16 protein-coding genes and 1 pseudogene are annotated in these 20087 nt (G+C 55.9%); 6 read left to right on the top strand and 11 right to left on the bottom strand.

What is annotated here, in order from left to right; translation table 11 throughout:
- The first annotated feature begins 41 nt into the window (after window positions 1–41).
- Complete coding sequence (locus tag NeNHUV3_RS11825) at window positions 42–695, top strand: pyrimidine 5'-nucleotidase (RefSeq protein WP_391481589.1); 654 nt, start codon at window positions 42–44, stop codon at window positions 693–695.
- A 41-nt stretch (window positions 696–736) separates the two neighbouring features.
- Window positions 737–1939: a UbiH/UbiF family hydroxylase gene (locus NeNHUV3_RS11820; RefSeq protein ID WP_391481588.1), complete on the top strand. Its 1203-nt coding sequence runs from the start codon at window positions 737–739 to the stop codon at window positions 1937–1939.
- A 20-nt stretch (window positions 1940–1959) separates the two neighbouring features.
- Here NeNHUV3_RS11820 and NeNHUV3_RS11815 read toward each other — a convergent pair whose 3' ends face one another.
- Entirely contained in the window at window positions 1960–2391 is a 432-nt protein-coding gene (locus NeNHUV3_RS11815; RefSeq protein ID WP_391483260.1) for an Lrp/AsnC family transcriptional regulator, read from the bottom strand.
- A 17-nt stretch (window positions 2392–2408) separates the two neighbouring features.
- The gene (locus NeNHUV3_RS11810; RefSeq protein WP_391481586.1) at window positions 2409–2864 is read right to left on the bottom strand and encodes an Lrp/AsnC family transcriptional regulator; all 456 of its coding nucleotides are present in this window, start codon (window positions 2862–2864) and stop codon (window positions 2409–2411) included.
- 124 nt (window positions 2865–2988) lie between these two features.
- Between NeNHUV3_RS11810 and ilvC the strand changes: the two are divergent.
- Window positions 2989–4029, top strand: a pseudogene (gene ilvC, locus NeNHUV3_RS11805) (ketol-acid reductoisomerase); the annotation flags it as partial.
- A gap of 117 nt (window positions 4030–4146) precedes the next feature.
- Window positions 4147–5094: a DMT family transporter gene (locus NeNHUV3_RS11800; RefSeq protein ID WP_391481585.1), complete on the top strand. Its 948-nt coding sequence runs from the start codon at window positions 4147–4149 to the stop codon at window positions 5092–5094.
- A gap of 4 nt (window positions 5095–5098) precedes the next feature.
- On the opposite strand, the gene glmM is transcribed toward NeNHUV3_RS11800, so the two are convergent.
- From glmM to NeNHUV3_RS11785, 3 genes are read right to left on the bottom strand one after another with little or no spacing between them, the layout of a single operon-like run.
- A complete protein-coding gene (glmM, locus tag NeNHUV3_RS11795; RefSeq protein WP_391481584.1) occupies window positions 5099–6439 on the bottom strand; it encodes a phosphoglucosamine mutase in 1341 nt (446 codons plus the stop codon).
- Window positions 6440–6455: 16 nt separating this feature from the next.
- Window positions 6456–7463: a dihydropteroate synthase gene (folP, locus tag NeNHUV3_RS11790; RefSeq protein ID WP_391481583.1), complete on the bottom strand. Its 1008-nt coding sequence runs from the start codon at window positions 7461–7463 to the stop codon at window positions 6456–6458.
- 15 nt (window positions 7464–7478) lie between these two features.
- A complete protein-coding gene (locus NeNHUV3_RS11785; RefSeq protein ID WP_391483258.1) occupies window positions 7479–8405 on the bottom strand; it encodes a dihydroneopterin aldolase in 927 nt (308 codons plus the stop codon).
- Between the two features lie 106 nt (window positions 8406–8511).
- On the opposite strand from NeNHUV3_RS11785, the gene NeNHUV3_RS11780 reads away from it, so the two are divergent.
- Window positions 8512–9399: a DMT family transporter gene (locus NeNHUV3_RS11780; protein WP_391481582.1), complete on the top strand. Its 888-nt coding sequence runs from the start codon at window positions 8512–8514 to the stop codon at window positions 9397–9399.
- Here the strand turns inward: NeNHUV3_RS11780 and NeNHUV3_RS11775 are convergent.
- The 5 genes from NeNHUV3_RS11775 to NeNHUV3_RS11755 all read right to left on the bottom strand — a co-directional run bounded on the left by NeNHUV3_RS11775 (window position 9396) and on the right by NeNHUV3_RS11755 (window position 16587).
- Window positions 9396–10103: a cell wall hydrolase gene (locus tag NeNHUV3_RS11775; RefSeq protein ID WP_391481581.1), complete on the bottom strand. Its 708-nt coding sequence runs from the start codon at window positions 10101–10103 to the stop codon at window positions 9396–9398. The two genes, NeNHUV3_RS11780 and NeNHUV3_RS11775, sit on opposite strands and share 4 nt — an antisense overlap.
- A gap of 209 nt (window positions 10104–10312) precedes the next feature.
- Window positions 10313–12883 carry a putative PEP-binding protein gene (locus tag NeNHUV3_RS11770; RefSeq protein WP_391481580.1) on the bottom strand — a complete coding sequence of 857 codons (2571 nt, stop codon included), beginning with the start codon at window positions 12881–12883 and terminating at the stop codon, window positions 10313–10315.
- 78 nt (window positions 12884–12961) lie between these two features.
- A complete protein-coding gene (glyS, locus tag NeNHUV3_RS11765) occupies window positions 12962–15019 on the bottom strand; it encodes a glycine--tRNA ligase subunit beta (RefSeq protein ID WP_391481579.1) in 2058 nt (685 codons plus the stop codon).
- Window positions 15020–15124: 105 nt separating this feature from the next.
- Window positions 15125–15649 (bottom strand): DUF6446 family protein, encoded by a 525-nt coding sequence (locus NeNHUV3_RS11760; protein WP_391481578.1) that lies wholly within the window; start codon window positions 15647–15649, stop codon window positions 15125–15127.
- Complete coding sequence (locus tag NeNHUV3_RS11755; protein ID WP_391481577.1) at window positions 15646–16587, bottom strand: glycine--tRNA ligase subunit alpha; 942 nt, start codon at window positions 16585–16587, stop codon at window positions 15646–15648. Before NeNHUV3_RS11755 ends, NeNHUV3_RS11760 begins: the two co-directional genes overlap by 4 nt.
- A 173-nt stretch (window positions 16588–16760) precedes the next feature.
- On the opposite strand from NeNHUV3_RS11755, the gene NeNHUV3_RS11750 reads away from it, so the two are divergent.
- Entirely contained in the window at window positions 16761–18611 is a 1851-nt protein-coding gene (locus NeNHUV3_RS11750; RefSeq protein ID WP_391481576.1) for a trypsin-like peptidase domain-containing protein, read from the top strand.
- Here NeNHUV3_RS11750 and NeNHUV3_RS11745 read toward each other — a convergent pair whose 3' ends face one another.
- The gene (locus tag NeNHUV3_RS11745; protein WP_391483256.1) at window positions 18612–20057 is read right to left on the bottom strand and encodes a TrkH family potassium uptake protein; all 1446 of its coding nucleotides are present in this window, start codon (window positions 20055–20057) and stop codon (window positions 18612–18614) included.
- Between the last annotated feature and the right edge of the window lie 30 nt (window positions 20058–20087).

Raw genomic sequence — 20087 nt, 5'->3', positions numbered from 1 at the left:
TTTGCCATTGACCCACAGTGTGACACAAGTACGGTCCGCGGATGACACACAACCTTCGCGACGCTTTCAGTGATACCCAGACTTGGGTGTTTGACCTCGACCACACGCTTTACCCACCCGATGTTCCGCTGTTTGCCCAAATGGAAGTGCGTATGGTGGACTACATGTGCCGCGTTTTGCAGCTGGACCGTGACACAGCGAATGCCCTGCGCGCCAACTACTGGCGCGATCACGGAACCACATTGGCGGGCCTCATGGCAGAGCATCAGATTGATCCGGACCCGTTTCTTTGGGACGTGCATCAGCTTGATTTCAGCGTTGTCCCCCAAAGCCCAACCCTACGCGATCTGATCACGCGGCTGGATAACCGCAAAATCATCTACACCAACGGAACCGCACCTTACGCTGAAGACGTAACCACAGCGCGCGGTATCGCGGGGCTGTTTGATGCAATCTACGGGGTCGAGCACGCGCATTACCATCCCAAGCCCAACCGCGCTGCTTTTGAAGCCGTTTTCGCACTCGACGGGTTCGACCGAGCGAAAGCGGTCATGTTCGAAGACGACCCCCGTAACCTTGAGGTCCCAAAGGAAATGGGGCTTACCACAGTGCTGATAAGTCCAACGCCCAACCACAGTGCCTTTATTGATTATCAGGCCGCTGACTTGGAAGAATTTTTGTCGCAGATCACCTAAGGCACCTTTCCCTCACCGCATCGCGGGCCTACTTTATAGGTATGGAACGTGCAAAAATCGACATTCTCATATCAGGCGGTGGCATCGCGGGGCTGACGGCTGCTGCTGCATTCGGCACGGCCGGATTTTCCGTAATTTGTGTCGATCCGACGGCCCCAGTGACCGAACGCAACACAGATGGAAGCGATCTGCGCAGTACCGCACTGTTGCAGCCCGCCCGCGACTTTTTGGAAACTGCAGGCATTTGGGCCAAACTCAACCCTCACGCCAGCCCCTTGCAAACGATGCGTATCGTGGATGCGGGCGGCGAAGTTGCAGAGCCCCGCCTCACCCGTGACTTTGACGCCTCCGATATTTCCGACAGGCCCTTTGGCTGGAACCTGCCTAATTGGTTGCTGCGCCGTGAAATGTTGGCCCGCCTTGATGAATTGCCGAACACCACGTTTCGGCCGGGCGTCGGCACCAAAACACTACTTACACGCCAAAGCGAAGCGCTTGTCAGCCTTAGCGATGACACTCAGGTATCTGCACGTCTGGTGATTGGCGCAGATGGCCGCAACAGCCCTGTGCGCCGCGCCCACGGGATTGGGGCACGCACAACTCGATATGGTCAAAAAGCGCTGGCTTTTGCGGTCAACCATCCGATCCCGCATGAAGGTGTCAGTACCGAGGTGCATCGTACTGGGGGGCCGTTCACGTTGGTTCCGCTGCCAGATTACAACGGGATGCCGTCCTCGGCGGTGGTTTGGATGGAACGCGGCGCGCGCGCCAAAGAGTTTTATGAGATGCCCGAAGATGCGTTCAACGACGCCATGTCAGAGCGGTCCTGCCACCTTTATGGCTCGCTGACCCTTGCGAGCCGGCGCACAATTTGGCCAATAATCAGCCAAATCAGCGATCGTTTTTATGCAGAACGCACCGCCCTTATCGCCGAAGCCGCCCATGTTGTGCCGCCGATCGGTGCGCAGGGTTTGAACATGTCCATCGGGGATATGGCGGCGCTGTTGGAGTTATCTCTGCGGGACCCATCCAAGCTGGGTGAGCCTGAGATGCTCGCGCAGTACGAACGTAAACGCATGACTGAAGTCAAAGCGCGGGTAACCGGTGTCGACGCGCTTAACCGTGCCTCAATGATGGCAGCGCGGCCTTTGCGCGATGCGCGCGCCGCGGGGGTTGCCACGCTTTATTCGCTGGCGCCGGTTCGCAAAACGCTGATGCAGCTCGGTCTTGGGGCGCGCGGCTGATACCGCTGCGAAGCTACATGTCACAACGGACCGGGCAAGCGCTGCTCTGACAAAAGCACGTTGGCCTCAACATCACCTGCACCGGGAAGGGTCATGATACGGCGCCGCAAGATGCGCTCAAAATCAGCCAAATCCCGTGCAACCACCCTCAGCCGGTAATCATAAAGCCCCAACATATGCTCGGCCGTTTGCACTTCGGGAATTGCGATAACTGCGCGCTCAAAATCATCCAGGCTGACACGCCCTTTGGTCGCCAGCTTAACGCCCAAAAACACCGTAACACCAAAACCCAACTTTTCGGCATCAAGCTTTACGCGCCGTCCTTTGAAAACGCCTGCCGCTTGTAACTTTTGCAATCTGCGCCACGTGGCTGGTTGGCTCAGCCCCAAATCACGGCCCAACGCACCCGCAGATTGTGTAGCGTCACGCTGCATCGCCTTGACCAAAGCCATATCGATCGCGTCCCAGCTCACAACGGCAACCTTTCATCTGATTTTAGCGTCGACACCAACATCAACGCCTCAATATCCGAGATATGTGGCAGTGTTAGGATGCGGTCCCGGTAAAGCATCTGATAGTGTGCCATATCCCGCGCGACCACAAAAAGCCGCACATCTACGCGCCCCAAAAACGTCTGAATTTCAGTGACTTCAGGCACATCACGGGCGGCGGCCTGAAATTCGTCAAACGCACGCGCTTGGGTTTTATCAAGGGTGATGCGCAACGAAACGGACACCTCAAATCCAAGTGCCGCCCAATCGACCACAGCCTCTTGCCCACGGTACAGCCCAGCATCACGCAACTTATCAAGCCTGCGGGTCACTTTAGCGGCCGTCAGACCACACCGGTCAGCAATTTCATGCATTGCTGCATCTGGCGTGTACTGCAACGTGCGCAGAATGCGTCTATCAAGGTCATCAAGCATGAATTTATCTATAAAACAATTTCCGACGAATGAAACTGTCGAAAATAGTCACAAAAATTATATTTCTAACATCGCAATTGTCTTGAACAGGTCGTAGAAGGTTCTCAGACATTCACAAAGCACTCAGACAAAGGAATTTGATATGCGCGTTTATTATGATCGCGATTGCGATGTTAACCTGATCAAAGACAAAAAAGTAGCCATCCTCGGTTATGGCAGCCAAGGCCACGCCCACGCGCTTAACCTGCGCGATTCAGGTGCGAAAAACCTTGTTGTTGCTCTGCGCGAAGGCTCACCTTCCGCGAAGAAAGCCGAAGGCGAAGGCCTAAAAGTTATGGGCATCGCCGAAGCCGCAGCTTGGTGTGATGTGATCATGTTCACAATGCCCGACGAGCTTCAGGCAGAAACATACAAAAAATACGTCCATGACAACATCAAGCCAGGCTCCGCAATCGCGTTTGCCCACGGCCTGAACGTACACTTTGGTTTGATTGAGCCAAAAGAAGGCGTCGACGTGATCATGATGGCTCCCAAAGGCCCAGGCCACACAGTACGCGGCGAATACACCAAAGGCGGCGGCGTGCCATGCTTGGTAGCGGTACATGAAAACGCATCAGGCAAAGCGCTTGAAATCGGTCTGTCATACTGTTCCGCAATTGGTGGCGGCCGTTCAGGCATCATCGAAACCAACTTCCGTGAAGAGTGCGAAACTGACCTCTTTGGTGAGCAGGCAGTCCTTTGTGGTGGCCTTGTTGAGCTGATCCGCGCAGGCTTCGAAACACTCGTTGAAGCAGGCTATGCACCAGAAATGGCGTATTTTGAGTGCTTGCACGAAGTGAAGCTTATTGTTGATCTGATCTATGAAGGCGGCATCGCCAACATGAACTACTCAATCTCCAACACAGCTGAGTACGGCGAATACGTCAGCGGCCCACGCGTGCTGCCATACGACGAAACAAAAGCCCGCATGAAAGCGATCCTGACAGACATCCAAACAGGTAAATTCGTGCGTGACTTCATGCAGGAAAACGCTGTTGGTCAGCCGTTCTTCAAAGGCACACGTCGCATCAACGACGAGCACATGATCGAAGAAACTGGTGCGAAACTGCGCGAAATGATGCCGTGGATTTCTGCTGGCAAAATGGTCGACAAAGAAAAGAACTAAGGTCTCTTACCTTGTTCACTTGGGCCTCCGCATCTGCGGGGGCCTTTTTGTTTGTGTTTGCCTGCACAGGCGCATTTAACTCTCGCCACTGGACCAAAGCGCGCCTAGTGTCAGCCCATGAGTAACACCATCCCTACCCCCGAAAATCCCGGTGCATTTAACTGGTTCCTGATCTGCTTTTTGGGCGTGATTTGGGGCAGCGCATTCATGAGCATCAGCGTGGCGCTACAAGAATACCCGCCATTTACTCTGGCAGCGCTGCGCGTCTTTTTCGGCGCAATTGTTTTGTGCATCATGGGCGTCATCATGGGCCAGCCAATCACGCGCATTCATCAGACCGCGGGGTTATCCGGATGGAGCTACAGCGCCGTCATTGGTTTTATCACCGTCACCGCACCGTTTTTGCTGCTGTGTTGGGGTATTCAATACGTGCCATCCGCGTTCGCTGGTGTCGCGATGGGGGCAATCCCGCTCATTATCCTGCCGCTTGCCTATATCTTCTCACCTGAGGAAGGCATCGGCCCACGTCGCATTATCGGTGTGGTGCTGGGCTTTGCTGGATTGGCGCTGCTGTTGGGAAAAGGCGCGCTTGAGACCACATCTGCCCAGACGTTTTGGGGACAGCTTGCCTGTCTTGCAGCGGCTGCGTGTTATGCGGTCGGCTCAATTATTACCCGGCGTGCGCCGCGCATCCCGCCCGTGGCATTCGCCAGTGGCACGCTAGCTGTCGGCGCTGCGATGCTTATCCCATTTGCGATTATTGCCGAAGGCATGCCACGTCTTAGCTGGAGTTTTGAGACCCTAACGGTCTTTTATCTTGCTGCCCTGCCAACCGGCTTGGCTGCGGCAATCCGTGTGATTGTTGTGCAATCAGCGGGCTCCGTCTTTATGTCACTGACGTCTTATCAAGTGCCAATCTGGTCAGCCGTGTTCGGGATCGTACTGCTTGGCGAGGCCCTGTCAGCACAGCTGTTCATCGCCCTCGCGCTCATCCTTTTGGGTATCGGGATCAGCCAATGGCGCAGCTTGGTTCTGGTCGCGCAAAGTATCCGCTCAAAGAAGTAACAGCCTAGACCACTTGTGCTGCTATCTCATCGACAACACCCTGCACCACTGCTTCAAGAAGGGTCGCATCTTCGCATTCGGCCATGACGCGGATCAACGGCTCAGTCCCTGATTTACGGATAAGTAACCGCCCCTTGCCAGCCAGATCAACCTCAGCCGCAGCAATCGCCTGCTGAACTGACGCGGCTTCAAGCGGCGCTGTTCCGCTTGGGTAGCGCACGTTTTTCAAAAGCTGTGGCACAGTCTCGAACGTACTCGACAGATCAGACGCGCTGTGACCGGTACGGATCATTTCACACATAAACTGCAGCCCCGCCAACAAGCCGTCGCCGGTTGTGGCATAGTCCGTCATCACAATATGGCCCGATTGCTCGCCGCCCAAGTTAAACCCGCCTTTGCGCATCGCTTCAACCACATGCCGGTCACCAACCGCCGTACGCAACAAGGTCATCCCGCGATCCGCTAGGTACCGCTCAAGACCAAGGTTCGACATCACTGTGGCAACCAAAGTACGCGCGTTCAAACGCCCTGCAGACGCCCATGAGCCTGCCAAAAGCGCCATCAACTGATCGCCGTCTGCAATGCGGCCCTTTTCATCGATGATCATCACGCGGTCTGCGTCGCCATCAAGACAAATGCCCAGATCCGCACCGTTTTCAATAACCGCTTGCGCCGCCATATGCGGTGCCGTTGAGCCGCAGTTGTCGTTGATGTTGAACCCATTTGGCGATGTCCCAACGGGGATCACATCAGCGCCAAGTTCCCATAAAATCTCGGGCGCCGTTCGGTGCGCCGCACCATTCGCGCAATCAATCACAACTTTCAGCCCTTGCAACGAGATACCTGCAAGCGATGTTTTTAGGCGCTCACCGTAGCGGAAACGCCCCTCATCAATTCGCTTGGCGCGGCCAATATTATCAGGTTGCGCGGGGCTGGTGCCTTCGTGAACCAGTTGTTCAATCGCGGCCTCTGCCTCATCTGACAACTTAAACCCATCAGGACCAAATAGCTTGATACCGTTATCCATATGCGGGTTATGGGAGGCGGAAATCATCACGCCCACATCCGCGCGCATCGATGTAGTCAACATCCCCACCGCCGGTGTGGGCACCGGGCCTAGCAGGAAACAATCCATGCCGGTGCTGGTAAATCCGGCCGTCAAAGCGTTCTCAAACATGTAGCCCGACAGACGGGTATCTTTGCCAATCACGACACGGTGACGTTTGTTGTCACGGCGAAAGTACCGCCCCGCCGCTGCACCAAGGCGCAAAGCCATCTCGACGGTCATAGGATATTGGTTCGCCGTGCCGCGCACCCCGTCGGTGCCAAACAGTTTCGTAGTCATATTTAGTACCCGTTAGCTACAAAATTGCGCCGGCCATATCAAAAGCTGCGCGTGTCGCCTCTATATCATGAACGCGGGTGATCTGAACCCCTTGCCGAAACCCTTCAAGCGCCACCGCGACAGAACCAATAACCCGCTGGTCCGCTTGGGGGGCATTTGTGATTGTGCCAATAAAGCGTTTGCGCGACGCCCCGAGCAAGATCGGGCACCCAAGGCTGTGTAGCACGCTCAGCCGTTTCAACAGCGCCAGATTATGCTCAAGCGTTTTGCCAAAACCAATGCCAGGATCGATCCAGATATCTGTGCGTGCAATCCCACACGCCACAGCCGCCTCAATGCGCTCAGACAAAAAGTCATACACATCGAGCACAACGTCATCGTACTGCGGATCGTCCTGCATCGTCTCCGGATCCCCGCTTGCGTGCATCAAGCAGATAGGCGCACGGGACGACGCGGTGACTGTGCCCATAGCCGGATCATGGGTCATCGCGTAGACATCATTGACCAAAGTCGCACCCGCCGCCAAAGCCGCCTCGGCAACATCTGCTTTTCGTGTGTCGATGCTGATTGGCGTGTGTGCTGTTGCGTCGTGGTTTCGCAAAGCTGCAATCACGGGAACCGTGCGCTCTATCTCAACGTGGCTGGGCACATAGTCCGCACCGGGCCGCGTGCTTTCCCCGCCGATATCCAGCATATCCGCACCAGCCTCCTGCATCGCAATCGCGTGGTTTATTGCTTCGTCAAAACCTTCGAACTTACTGCCATCGGAAAAGCTGTCTGGCGTGACATTGAGAATACCCATGATGTTGGCACGCGCCATATTAAGCCCCGCAACCTGCCCACGCGGGGACGTAAGACGCGATAGAACGTGATCTGGCACGTCAGCCGCCGGGATGATGCGCGGTATCGCGTTGCGGCTCATAACTTCTACGGTGTCGAACCACGTCCACCCACCCGCCAAAACATAGGCGCCGTTCGGACGGGCGATATCAGTCTGAACGATTGGGCGAAAATAGTCAGTCATTAGCCTTCGTGACACTCAAAGCTGTGCCGCATCGTCGGCATGACGTGTGACACGAATATCGCCAACTGCGGCATCCGCGGGCAACTCAGCGCCGATAAGCATCAATTCAGACGCGCTCATGTGGCGGGCAAACCAGGCTGCTAATGAAGGGCCATCAGATGGGGCCGTCGCGGGTCCTTCAACAGCATCGAGCACAATTTTAGACGGTGCCCATACGGCGATTTGGCCATTTTTCATTGACCAATCGAGCTCAGTCAACGTTCCAACCACCACGCATCGCGCGTCACGGGCGGCCAGCACCCAAGCGTTTTGTTCAATTGCCAGCAAATCAATCCGGCGTTGCGGCGCGCCAAGTGATACGGCCGGCGCGGTAGTCTCGCCCATGCCAACGCACAAGATCAAAGGCAATTCGCGCTTTGCAAGTGTATCAATCCAGCCGCTTAGATGCGTCGAATGAAGTGCCTCGTTTGACAGATAAACAACACAAGGGTGAACCGTTTCCGGCGCGTCCTCAACAACACTCAGCGACCTCGAGCGTACAATCTCAACCCCAAGGGCAAACGGCCCACGGTCCAGCTTTTGAATGCGTACAAAAGCACGCATCGCCTGTGGCTCAATCAAAATACGGTCCGCAATCCGTTCTGCCAAGGTTTCAAGCAGGTTCAACCGCTCGGCGGCCAGCTCAATGGCAACAGCCTCGGTAATGCGGTCGTAGGACAAAATCCGGTCCACATCATCGCCGATGGGCCCCTCAAGCGGCTTCACTTCCACCACGATATCAAAACGAACGCGCTGTGTTGTGCCACGCTCAAGCTGAAAAGCGCCAATCTCAACATCCACAATATGGTCGCGCACAGAGATACGGTCGAGCGGATGAACCGCAGTTGTCGCCTCGGAACGCTCGGACGGATGGGCAAAAGCCAGATGGATGTCGTTTGTCATGGCCGTGGGCATATCGCGGATAATTGCGTAGAACCAGACAGATTGCGACATGGGGGCAACCGTATACGGTGTTTGCTGGCCCGCGACCCAGATGCTAAGCAACGCCATGAACCAAGCGCCCTCCTCCTCCGCCGTGGCAACCGTGACCGTTGTTGTCATCGGCGTTCTGTGGGGGTTTTACTGGATGCCCGTCCGGTATTTACAAGACGCAGGCCTGCCCGGGGCTTGGGGTACATTCGGCATCGCCCTCGCGGCAACCTTTGTGTTGGGGATTTCAGTCCTGATTGCGCGCCCGAACGTTCCGCGTGATTGGCCCACTTACGGAGCATTGGCATTGGGCGGTGCAGCCTTCGCCATGTATTCGGTGGGCTTTGCCTATGGGCGTGTGGCAATCGTCATCCTGCTTTTCTTTTTGACCCCAGTCTGGAGCACCTTGATTGCACGTTTCATTCTGGGTCGTACAACCAGCGTAACCCGCCTTGCAGCAATTGTGATCGGGCTGCTTGGGCTTTTTGTGATGCTCGGCGCGGATGGTGGGGTACCGTTACCGCGTAGCATCGGGGACTGGCTTGCGCTGGCGTCTGGCATCTGCTGGTCCCTTTCGAGCACGATCATTCATGAGCGTGAACCGATCAAACCGCTGCTTGCGGCTTTCGCATTTGCCAGTGGTGCGGCAGTGCTTTCGGGTGTTTGTATCTTGGCCCTGCCAACGCAACCGCTTGACCTTAGCGTGCTAACACCGCCGACCCTTTTGATCACAGCTGTTACCGGCACGCTTTGGTGGGGTGTCTCTATGGCAGGTCTGATGTGGGCAACGGCCCTGCTCGAACCTGCGCGCGTCGGCATCTTGCTGATGAGCGAAGTGCTGATCGGCGCGCTTTCTGCCGCTTTTTTAGTCGGAGAGCCATTGCTTCCGTTCGAGCTGATCGGCGGCGCGTTGGTCCTAAGTGCTGCAATTCTCGAGGTCTGGCCTACAAAGGCCAGACAGCCCTAACTGCCGTAGCTTTGACGATAAAAATGGTGAAAGCCAATTGTCGCGGTGCGCGGATAGACCCGTGCCCAGTTAGGCCGCACGCTTTTGGTATGATAATGGGTCGCACCAGCAGTCAGCGCTGGAAGGTTGCCTTGCAACGTTAGCTTGGCGATCTTGCCAACACGGGTCCATGCCCGTGGCTCGCCGATGATTTCTTTCTTGCCGTCGCAAGTATAGGTGAACTGACACGCAAACTTACGGCCTGTCCCTTGATTAATAACGCCACACACAGTGTTGGGATATTTAGCAGACTTAACGCGGTTCATAATGACCTCGGCCACTGCAAATTGGCCTTTCACGCTTTCGCCGCGCGCCTCAAAATAAAGCGCCTCTGAGAGACATTTCCAACTTTCACCTCCTGAAGCGGCAGGCAATTGCGCCAAATAACTGCGCTCGTACGCGACGCCGAGCAACCCGCTGGGCCGGCGCTTTGGCAGCAAAGACACCTGAGGGGCAGCAGTCAGCGTATCAAGCCGGTTTGACGGGACCATCTGAAAAGCCGCATTTTCAGTCTTTAGAAGACCAACAATATGCGCTGAAACCTTGAGCGCTGTGCCATCGGCCGCCTCAGCATCGCGGGTCTCAGCGATAACGCCAAAACCGGCAACGAGAGCCAAAACACTGCAAACGCGCTGAGCGCGTGAGATCAAAGAAGTTCGGGGCATGCGCCATCCAGAGTTGTTTCAAGGGCAGACAGCACAGCCAATACATCTATAAATAAGGCTTAAATGCGCGTCTGAGGCGGGCTGTTAAGCCAATTCAGCATACAAATCTACCCCCCGTTCCTGACTAGGCGGTATGCACGGGATGCAAATCGTCGCAGTGCAGCAAAAGGTTTAGGAAAACCAATATGTTCCAAACAAAAGCTGGAAACTTAGCTTGGGCGGCCCAACGCCAATTGCGCCGCGATCAGCCGTGCAACAGGAACCCGAAACGGAGAGCAGGACACGTAATCGAATCCCTGCGCGCGCGCAAATGCCATCGCTGGTGCCGATCCACCGTGCTCGCCGCAGATGGACAATACCACGTCTTTTGCAGTCGCCCGCCCACGGTCTGCACCAATTTGTACCAACTCGCCCACACCTTCTTCGTCGAAATATTGAAACGGATCTTCTGCGAAAACTTGTTGCTGCACATAGGTCGACATAAACCGGCCCGCATCGTCACGAGACAAGCCATAGGTCATTTGTGTCAGATCGTTCGTCCCAAAGGACAAAAACGCGGAATGCTGGGCGATGTCGCCTGCGCGCAAAGCCGCGCGCGGCGTTTCAACCATCACGCCCAGCTTATAGTCAAATGTCTGGCCCGAGCTGACCATCACGGCCGATGCAACCGCATCGATGCGAATTTTCAACAGCTCAACTTCACGTTTGGCACTGACCAAAGGCAACATGATTTCAGGCGTCACCGCATGGCCGCGCTGATGCGCTGCCGCCGTTGCCTCAAAAATCGCCTGGGCTTGCATATCGTAAATCTCGGGCAACGTGATCCCAAGGCGCACCCCGCGCAAACCCAACATTGGGTTGAACTCTGACATCTGATCTACCCGCGCAATCACATCTGACAGCGGCAGGTTCATAGCTTCTGCCAAATCGCGCATGCCATCCCGATCCGACGGCAAAATTTCATGGAGCGGCGGATCAAACAGCCGGATACACACGGGCAAGCCCGCCATGATCTCAAACAATTGTCCGAAATCATCCCGCTGCATTGGCAACAACCGCTCAAGCGCCGCACGGCGGTCCTCAGAGGTATCTGCAAAGATCATCTCGCGCATCACGGTAAGGCGGTCACCGTCAAAAAACATGTGCTCTGTACGGCAAAGCCCAATGCCTTCCGCGGCGAAATTACGGGCGGTTTGCGCATCCGCAGGGGTATCCGCGTTGGCCCGCACGCCAATATCGCGCACCTCATCGGCCCACCCCAAAAGCGTTTGAAAGGCCCCATCAAGAGAGGGCTCCACAAGAGTGACCTCACCCACCAAAACTTCGCCCGTGGTGCCATCAATCGTGATCTTGTCACCGGCCTTCAAGACAAGTCCATCTTGGGTGGTAAGCGTTTTGTCTCGGGCGGAAATACTCAGGCCCGCAGCCCCAACAATTGACGGCAGGCCAAGACCGCGGCCGATCACAGCCGCGTGGCTTGTCATGCCGCCCCGCTCGGTCAAAACACCCGCAGCCACGTTCATTCCACGAATGTCTTCGGGCGCAGTTTCACGGCGCACCAATATGCATTTCTCGCCTTGCGCCGCAAGCGCCTGCGCCTCATTGGCAGAAAATGTGATTTGCCCCATTGCAGCACCTGGCGATGCAGCAAGGCCCTTTGCGACCACATTCCGGTCAGTGCCAGCCGCAACTTGGCGGTGCAGCAATTCTGACAACATGTTGGGCGGAATACGCAGCAACGCATCCTCGCGCGCGATGATTTTGTCTTGTGCCAAAGCCACCGCCACATTCACAGCCGCGCGGGCGGACCGTGTTACGCGGATACCATCAAGGATGAACAGCTCTCCGTCTTGGATGGTAAATTCATGCTCCATTTCCTCGCGCAGCTTACCGCGCGAAGTCTCCATATGCGCCAAAAGCTGCGCATATAACTCGGGATGACGCTCCTCCAGAGAGGGGCCGCGCGCGTCTCGCGTCAGGTATATCGCACGGTCGGCATCCATTGCATCGCGCCCTTGGCTTTGGCCCAAGAACCGACCGCAAATCATCCGCTCACCGGTCGTTTGGTTGATGCCCATGATCACACCAGAGCCGCAATTGCCCCGCCCGACGCCAAGCTTCATCTCTTGCACAACAAGTCCCAAGCCCGCATCTGCCGGCGCGCCTTTTGCTTGGCGCAGCAAATGTGCAGTTGTGCCTTCCCAAGCACGCGCCATGGACCGCAGAACCTCGCCCAATTGTTGCTTGGGGTCTTGCGGGAATACTTCATCAGTTTCGGCAAAATACGCGCGTAACGCATCATCAAGCGCCTCGCGCGGGCGCTCAATGGGTTGGGTGAACTCATCAGGATCAAGGCGCGCCACATTGACCGCATAGGATTGCACGAACCGCAAATACATCAGCGCGGCGGCGTCTGTGCCAATCTCATCAGACAGTCCCGTAAAACGCGCGTCATTCATACCAATGTTTAGAACTGCTGACGGCCCCCCCCAATCACTGTCTTGGCTGGACGGGCGCACACTAAAGAGAGCGTCTTGCGCAAATTCCGCCAGAATAGCGCCCAAGTCTGGGCCCATACCGTTGGCAATCGCGCGGACAGTTTTGAACGGTAGCGCCACAGTACGTGGCACAGGCATGTCGAGGCGGATCAGACGCTGCAAGCATTTTGCCCGCCCGCCGTGGGTGTCAGCAGCCATGGTTGCTTGCGCTGAGATGACCGTGAAGTCGTTGATTTCGATAGCTTGCTGCATCGCCGCATCCCGTTCAGTTGGCCGCAGCATAGGGGCTTTTTGGCAAGGAACAAGTACTTGCTCCTTGCCGTTTAATCACACAGTTCCAGCCACCCGAGCCGTACCGCGCTATCCCTCGATACGGGTCAGGTCAGCCACCGCACCGCAGGTTGTGCGGATACGGCTTAGCAGGTTCAGGCGGTTTCGGCGAATAATTTCGCTATCAGCATTGATTTTCACATCGTCAAAGAACGCATCGATTGGTGCACGCAACTGCGCCATTGCCGACATTGCAGCAGCAAAATCACCACTTTTCATTGCCGATGCAATCGCAGCGTCAGCGGTGTCCAAGGCTCCGAACAAGGCTTTCTCTGTGTCGGCTTCTGCAAACTTGATGTCTGCCCCGAAGGAGTACTCCACCCCGTCTTTAGCTTCCGCTTGGCTGAGGATGTTGTTGGCGCGCTTGAACCCTTGGATCAGGTTTTCTCCGTCATCGGTTTTTAGCGCGTCCGACAACGCGCGTGCGCGTTTGACCAACAAGTTCAAATCATCGTTGCCGTCCATCGCCGTGCACGCATCAATGATGTCATGGCGAATGCCTTGATCGCGCAAGTAGACTTTCAGGCGGTCGTGGAAGAAGGCCAATAGATCAGAGGCATCTGCATCTGCGTGCGCTGCTGAAATGATATCGCCAAGGGGCAAAGTCAGGTCGTTTTCAAGAATTAGACGAGTCACACCCAATGCCGCACGCCGAAGGGCAAACGGATCTTTGGAGCCTGTCGGTTTTTCATCAATCGCCCAGAAGCACGCCAGCGTATCCAGCTTATCTGCAAGGGCAACGGCCACTGACACAGGCGCAGTTGGCACCGCATCAGTCGGACCGAGAGGGGAATAATGTTCTTGTGCTGCGGCTGCGATTGCCTCGGACATACCAGCGGCCGTGGCGTAATAGCGCCCCATAAGCCCCTGCAATTCGGGGAACTCATAAACCATTTCCGAGCTTAAGTCAGCTTTGGCAACACCTGCCGCCTGTTCTGTCTCGTTGGCATTAGACCCGGTTACATCCGCCAAACGGCGCGCCAAGGCGACGATCCGTGTAATGCGGTCTGCTTGTGAGCCCAGCTTGTTGTGGAACGTCACATTGCTTAGCGCATCGGTCCAAGGTGCCATGCCTGCTTTGGCGATGCGCAAGTCATTTTCCCAAAAGAATTTTGCATCAGCCAAACGGGCCGACAGCACTTTTTGGTTGCCCGCCAGAATAGTTGCACCATTGTCGGCTGTTGCGATGTTGGCCACGGTTACAAACCGTTCAATGCGGCCCGTTTTGGTGCTGCGAACCGAGAAGAACTTTTGGTGCTCGCGCATGGAGGTCTGCAAAACCTCCGCTGGCAATTCAAGAAAGTCCTCATCAATTGTGCCCATCAACACAACCGGATGCTCTACAAGGTTAGCAACCTCGGCCAACAGGCCCGCATCTTCGATAACTTCAAAACCGCCCGCAAAGGCTTGGTTAGTGGCATCTTGCCAAATCGCGTCAGACCGCTCAGCCGCGTCCAAAACCACATGAGCGCGTGAAAGCTTGCTTGTGTAATCATCGAATGACGAGACAGCAAACGCGTCAGGCGCATGAAAGCGGTGACCCCGTGTGGTGTTAGAAGAAACGATCCCTTCAACCTCAAGAGGGACCACACGTGCTCCCTCTTCATCGCTGAGAATACACAGGATTGAATGAAGCGGCCGGACCCATTTCAGATTGCCAGCCCCCCACCGCATGGATTTCGGCCACGGAAAGTTGCGCACCGCAGCTTCAAGAACTTCAGCAATGACATCTTCTGCCAAACGCCCTGGTTTATGGATTGCCGCAAAATAGACCTCTTTCTTGCCAACAGTCCGCACTTCAAGATCATCTTTGCTGACACCAGCACCGCGCAAAAACCCTTCGATTGCTTTGTCGGGTGCGCCAACGGCGGGACCTTTGCGTTCTTCTACAGTCGGTTTGCTTTGCGCCAGCAACTCGCCCACAGCCAAGGTCAAACGACGTGGGGTGTGAAAAGCCGCGGCCCCCGCATAGGTCAACCCTGCCTCAACCAAGCCACCTGTAATCAGCTTTTGCAGGTCCTTTGCGGCACGCGCTTGCATGCGCGCTGGAATTTCTTCGGAAAAGAGTTCAATCAAAAGATCGGGCATATCGGGTCCTTAATCGCGGGTCGCGAGGGTATCTTTTCGTTTCGGATCAAAGGGCAGCAAACTGCGGAATTCCGCGCGCGCCCAAATAAATTGGTGTGGCCAAAATCACTGAAGGGTCTCCGGCGGTGTTGGGCAACCCTCAGGCGCGCGACGGCCGTCAAAAACCACCTCGCCGCAGCCGTTGATCTGGTGCCAGACAAAGCCGCGCCCATCAGACATGATGCCTACCACACGGTCGATCCCGTATTGCACGTTTGCTTCGCCCAAATACGCCGTTGCTGTGCCATCTTCCAGGGCAGCACCAATCGCATCCGCATCAAAGCACTCAAACCAATCGGGCGCCACACGGGGCTCGGCCGCGTCATAGATTTTGTAGGTTTCCGTCAGCATCGCCTCTGACATCTGCGTGGTAAAGCATGCGCGGTACCGAAGCGGTGAGCTGTCTGCATCAATCGCTTGAAAGTCTGCAAACAAAATAGGCTCGGCCACATCACTGGTCACAGGGGTCAGTTCAACACCGCCGTCCGTGACCTCATCATAAAAAGCGTAAACCTGAAGATAATAGAGCGCGATACCCGCGATGAGAGCACTCACGACAATGGCCGATATTGCGATGCGTGCGCCATTCATGCCTCAGCCGCCTTGTATCCGCCCGCCTCAGTTTGCACGAACGCATCTGCGCATCGCTTGGCCAGCGCACGAACACGCCCGATGTAGGCCTGCCGCTCGGTCACCGAAATGACGCCGCGCGCATCCAGCAGGTTGAACACGTGTGACGCCTTGATGCACTGATCATAGGCGGGGTGCGCCATCACGATGCGCTTGCCCGTTTTTGGATCCTCGTGCGGCTGCGCCAAAATCGCTTCGCACTCGGCCTCGGCGTCTTTGAAATGCTGCAAGAGAGTTTCGGTGTTTGCCACATCAAAGTTCCAGCGCGCATACTCTTCTTCGGTTTGCTTGAAGATGTCGCGGTAGCTCAGCGGGATTGGCGCGGAGGGGTCGTTGAACGGCATATTCATCACGTGATCGATGCCCAAAATATACATGGCCAAACGCTCAAGCCCGTACGTCAGCTCGCCTGAAACCGGCTTACAATCATGCCCGCCAACTTGTTGAAAATACGTAAACTGCGAGACTTCCATACCGTCGCACCACACTTCCCAGCCAAGACCCCAAGCGCCCAGCGTGGGGCTTTCCCAGTCGTCCTCGACAAAGCGAATATCATGCAAGCTCATGTCGATGCCAATTGCCTTCAATGAGCCGAGGTAGAGGTCCTGCAGATCAGAAGGCGATGGTTTGATCAGCACTTGATACTGATAGTAGTGCTGCAAACGGTTCGGGTTTTCACCATAGCGCCCATCTGTTGGCCGGCGCGAAGGCTGCACATAAGCCGCTGCCCACGGTGTGTCCCCAAGAGCGCGCAGCGTTGTGGCAGGGTGGAACGTGCCCGCGCCGACTTCCATGTCATAGGGTTGCAATATCGCGCAGCCCTTTGAGGCCCAGTAATTTTGCAGCCGCAGGATGATTTCTTGGAACGAACGCGGGGTATCAAGCGCTGGTGTAGTCATGGCGAACCGCCTATCAAAACAGAGTTGCCTGACCCATAAAGCGTGCCCCAACAAGGGTCAACCGGCGCCCGTAAACTTGGTTCTACGCGCACCTTGTGATCTGGATAGATTGCGGGCAATCTTGCTGGGATACGTAGCCGGACCGCTGGTCCAATTTTCAAGAGTGAGACCTTATGCGCCCTATTACTGCCGCCTGTTTTTTCGCATGCTCAACCGCCTTGACTGCCTCCCTGCCCGCGTTGGCACAGCAGACCATTTCAGGGCAAACCGCACCGGCTGCACAAGTCACGCCACAAGAAAGCAGCTGGATCCAGATTGAGGCGCAATCAACCCTTTTGGGCGCGCAAGACCGGATACGCGACTACGGACAGACCTTCCCAAATGTGGCGGGCTTCGACCTTGGGTCGGGCTGGTACGGTATCTTGTTGGGGCCATATACCGCTGAGGACGCCCGCGCGGCCCTGCGCCAATTGCGCCGCGACGGGTTGGTGCCCCGCGACAGCTTTGTGCAATTTTCGTCTCGCCTTCAGCAGCAGTTTTTCCCGATCGGCGCACAATTTGCCGAGACTGCGGCCGCGGCTCCGGCCACTACTCCGGAGGTAGGTGAGCCGACACCAACACAGGCGCCAACAGTAACGCCGACACTTGAAACAGCTGAGCTTACCCCAATTCCACAGGCATACATTCCCGATGAAACGCGCGCCGAGGCGCAAAGATCAGAACGGCTTTTATCAAGGGACAACAAAAAAGAACTCCAACGCGCGTTAGCGTGGGCAGGTGTTTACGCAGCAGCTATTGACGGATCCTACGGGCGCGGCACACGTGGTGCGATGCGCGCATGGCAAGCACAGCAAGGATTTGACGAGACTGGCATTTTGACCACCGGCGAGCGGGCCATTTTACTTGAACAATTCAATGCGGTTTTTGAGGGGCTTGGTCTTGAGGTGGTGCGCGAAGCAAAAGCGGGCATCGAAATGCTGGTGCCTACGAATATTGTGAGTTTTGACGCCTACGCGCCACCTTTTGCCCTTTTCACAGCGTCGGGCAACATAGAGCAAGCCCAGCTTTTGTTGATCTCGCAGGACGGGGCAGAACCTGAATTGCGCGGGCTTTACGACATCATGCAGACCCTTGAAATTGTTCCGTCTGACGGCGCGCGGCAAATTCGTGACGACACTTTTGAGATGGAAGGCATTGGGGATGATTTCATCAGCTACACTTTTGCGGAAACGAAACGCGCCAAGATCAAAGGCTTCACGCTGATCTGGCCCGCCGGTGACGAGCCGCGCCGCGCGCGGATTGTTCAGGGCCTCAAAGACAGCTTCACACCGATTGAAGGGGTGTTGGACCCCACTTTGGGTGATCCTGCCGAGCAGGCAATTGATCTGGTCGCGGGTCTTGAAATACGCCAACCGCTGCGGGCAGGATCAGGCTTTTTCATCGATGATCAAGGTACGGTACTGACCCATGCCGCAAACGTCGCGGGATGCGGGCGTATTTCATTAAACGATCGCTACACCGCAACATTGGCGAACCCAAGCACCACAGGCACCGGTGAGCTTGCCGTGCTCATACCCATTGAGCCGCTTGCCCCTGCATCCTATGCGCAGCTTACGGGCGACCCCATTCGGCTTGGGCAAAGCGTTGCAGTTGCGGGATACCCCTATGGCGGTGTGTTGCGCGCGGCGACACTGACGTTTGGAACACTGCAAGACCTGCGTGGATTGCAAGGTGAGGCTGACCTAAGCCGCCTGTCTATGCTGGCCGGAAGGGGCGATATCGGCGGGCCCGTTGTGGCAAACAACAACGCGGTGATCGGCATGCTGGCCCCCCGCCAAAGCCCAAGCGCGCAAGCTCTACCTGCGGATGTGCAATTTGCAATCAACAGCAGCACTTTGGTTGATCTTGCAAAAGCGGCTGATGTTACGATTGAGGCCCCAAACAGCGCAACGGAGCGCCTTTCGCCAGAGGAGCTGACGCTACAGGCCCGCGAATTTACCGTTCTGGTGCAGTGTTGGGAATAATCAGTTGCGCCAAAAACGCAGGGTCAGCATGGCATAGACCGCCATCAACTCAAGGCGTCCGATGACCATCGCCGCAATCATGATCCATTTTGCGGCCACGTTGATATCACCGTAATTGCCCGCAGGTCCAATTTTGTCCCCCAAGCCAGGACCAATATTGGCCAAAGTCGCAACGGCACCCGAAACCGATGTGGTAAAATCCAAGCCAGTCAGGCCAAGCAACACGGCCACAACGCCCAAAGTTACGACAAACACCATGAAAAATGCCATGACCGAGTTTACCACGTCTTCCTCAATCGCACGGCCTTCGTAGCGAGGCGTGAAAATACCGTGAGGCGAGTGGATTGCGTTGATTTGCGCACGTATCGAGGCAAACAGCAGCTGGAACCGGAACACTTTGATCGAACAAGAGGTCGAGCCAGCACAGCCCCCGACAAGTCCAATGAAAAAGATCACGGCAATAGGAAAACTGCCCCACTGCATGTAATCCGCGCTGGAATAACCAGTGCCCGTCATGATGGACGTGACGTTGAAAAGCGCCTTGCGCAACGCCTCTTCGGAAAAGCCCCCCTGTGACCAGAGCCACATCGTTACGGCCGCTACGCCAACAGCCAGAATGATCAAGAAGCCGCGGATTTGCGCATCCCGCAACAGCGCAAGATTATCACCTGAGATAAGCTGTACATAGCGCACAAACGGCAAGGCAGCAGCGATCATGAACACGACGGCTACATACTCGGCAGCGGCGGGAAGTGCGCTGAACGAGGCGTCATAATTAGAGTGCCCGCCCGTGGAAACCGTTGTCATGGCATGCATAAACGCATCCATCCCCGACAGCCCACATGCCAAATAAGCAATGATCGCAGCGGCTGTAATCGAGATGTAGATCACGGAAATTTTGCTCGAAATCTCTGTGGCGCGGGGTAGGATTTTGCCAAAAGTATCAAAAGACTCTGAGCGGAAAATCTGCATGCCTCCAACGCGCAACTCAGGCAGAAAGACCATTGCCACAACAATAATCCCGATGCCCCCAAGCCACTGCAACGCACCGCGCCAAATGTTGATCCCCACAGGCAGATCACCCAAGCCAGAAAAGACAGTGGCGCCCGTGGTTGTCAGGGCAGACATGGCCTCAAAAAACGCATCCGTAGGACTTGCTTGGGTTGCGCCGAAATAAAAAGGTAAAGCCCCAAACAGTGGCAATGCCAGCCAAACAAAAGTGGTCAGAATGAATGTCTGCTGGATGGTGAGGCCGCGATGATCCGCATTAGCGCAGCTTTGTGCGATAAGCCCACCTGTGAAAACAGTGATGATCGCGCTTTCCAAAAAGGCCATCCAATTGCGGTCACCGGCGTACAAATCCACTGCCATGGGAAGCAGCATCGCGCACCCCAAAGCGGCCACCAAAAGGCCAATGACATAACCGATAGGACGCAGATCCAACATGGTCAGAAGGGTTGGACCCTGCGCCATGGG

Source organism: Nereida sp. NH-UV-3 (genome assembly GCF_042939535.1).
Classification (GTDB): Bacteria; Pseudomonadota; Alphaproteobacteria; order Rhodobacterales; family Rhodobacteraceae; genus Nereida; species Nereida ignava.
This window is presented reverse-complemented; position numbering and strand designations above follow the sequence as displayed.

Excerpts from the sequence above, each read along its gene's own strand:
- NeNHUV3_RS11775 (WP_391481581.1), bottom strand. The coding sequence starts at position 10,103 with ATGCCCCGAACTTCTTTGATCTCACGCGCTCAGCGCGTTTGCAGTGTT.
- NeNHUV3_RS11820 (WP_391481588.1), top strand. The coding sequence starts at position 737 with ATGGAACGTGCAAAAATCGACATTCTCATATCAGGCGGTGGCATCGCG.
- folP (WP_391481583.1), bottom strand. The coding sequence starts at position 7,463 with ATGACTGACTATTTTCGCCCAATCGTTCAGACTGATATCGCCCGTCCG.
- NeNHUV3_RS11780 (WP_391481582.1), top strand. The coding sequence starts at position 8,512 with ATGAACCAAGCGCCCTCCTCCTCCGCCGTGGCAACCGTGACCGTTGTT.
- NeNHUV3_RS11815 (WP_391483260.1), bottom strand. The coding sequence starts at position 2,391 with ATGGCTTTGGTCAAGGCGATGCAGCGTGACGCTACACAATCTGCGGGT.
- glyS (WP_391481579.1), bottom strand. The coding sequence starts at position 15,019 with ATGCCCGATCTTTTGATTGAACTCTTTTCCGAAGAAATTCCAGCGCGC.
- NeNHUV3_RS11750 (WP_391481576.1), top strand. The coding sequence starts at position 16,761 with ATGCGCCCTATTACTGCCGCCTGTTTTTTCGCATGCTCAACCGCCTTG.
- NeNHUV3_RS11810 (WP_391481586.1), bottom strand. The coding sequence starts at position 2,864 with ATGCTTGATGACCTTGATAGACGCATTCTGCGCACGTTGCAGTACACG.
- NeNHUV3_RS11825 (WP_391481589.1), top strand. The coding sequence starts at position 42 with ATGACACACAACCTTCGCGACGCTTTCAGTGATACCCAGACTTGGGTG.
- NeNHUV3_RS11770 (WP_391481580.1), bottom strand. The coding sequence starts at position 12,883 with ATGCTGCGGCCAACTGAACGGGATGCGGCGATGCAGCAAGCTATCGAA.
- NeNHUV3_RS11755 (WP_391481577.1), bottom strand. The coding sequence starts at position 16,587 with ATGACTACACCAGCGCTTGATACCCCGCGTTCGTTCCAAGAAATCATC.
- NeNHUV3_RS11745 (WP_391483256.1), bottom strand. The coding sequence starts at position 20,057 with ATGTTGGATCTGCGTCCTATCGGTTATGTCATTGGCCTTTTGGTGGCC.
- NeNHUV3_RS11760 (WP_391481578.1), bottom strand. The coding sequence starts at position 15,649 with ATGAATGGCGCACGCATCGCAATATCGGCCATTGTCGTGAGTGCTCTC.
- NeNHUV3_RS11785 (WP_391483258.1), bottom strand. The coding sequence starts at position 8,405 with ATGACAAACGACATCCATCTGGCTTTTGCCCATCCGTCCGAGCGTTCC.
- glmM (WP_391481584.1), bottom strand. The coding sequence starts at position 6,439 with ATGACTACGAAACTGTTTGGCACCGACGGGGTGCGCGGCACGGCGAAC.
- NeNHUV3_RS11800 (WP_391481585.1), top strand. The coding sequence starts at position 4,147 with ATGAGTAACACCATCCCTACCCCCGAAAATCCCGGTGCATTTAACTGG.